We start from the raw sequence: 600 nt of genomic DNA on the forward strand, positions 1-600 counted from the left end.
GAAAGGCCCGGAGGGCCGCCAAGACCCGCGCCCCCACTCCCCGCACCTGGCAGGCATCTTCGCGGAGAAGAACATCCCGCACCCAGAAGAACCGGTTCTCCACCTCCCACCGGGAAAGGAGAAGCTCCCCAAGCCGCCTCGCCCCCGCCACCTCCCGCTCCACCCGCACCGCCTGCCGGCACCCGGGAAGCCTCCTCCCCTCCATGCCCTTGAACACCTCCAGGGCCCACTCCAGCACTTCCCCCTGGTTGGCCTTCAGGACGAAGAGGTACGCCCCCCTTTTTCCACCACCTTCCCCTTGAGCCCCTCCGCCCCCAGGCGGTCCAGGAGCTCCAAAAGGGCCTGGTCCTCCCTCCCCTCCGCCCGGGCCTGGGCCAGGGTGGTCTTTAGGCCCAGGGCCAGGACCTCCACCAGCCTGACCTGGGGGCTTTTCCCCTTGCCGCTTCCCCGGAGGTGCTTCCCGTCCACCACCAGGACCTCCTCTAGGTCCGCCTCGGGGAAGGCCTGGAGGAGGGCCTCCTGGAGCTTCTTTGGGTCCAGGCGGTGCAGGAGGAGGGTGAGGATGGTGTGGCCCGGGGGCTTGCGCAGGCCGAGGTGGGG

Annotated in this window: 1 pseudogene; it reads right to left on the reverse strand. The window is 69.8% G+C overall.

Annotation, left to right across the window (positions count from 1 at the left end):
• Window positions 1-600, reverse strand: a pseudogene (locus AC01Y6_RS11035) (ISAs1 family transposase); the annotation flags it as partial.

The sequence above is a fragment of the Thermus sp. genome, from assembly GCF_056332225.1.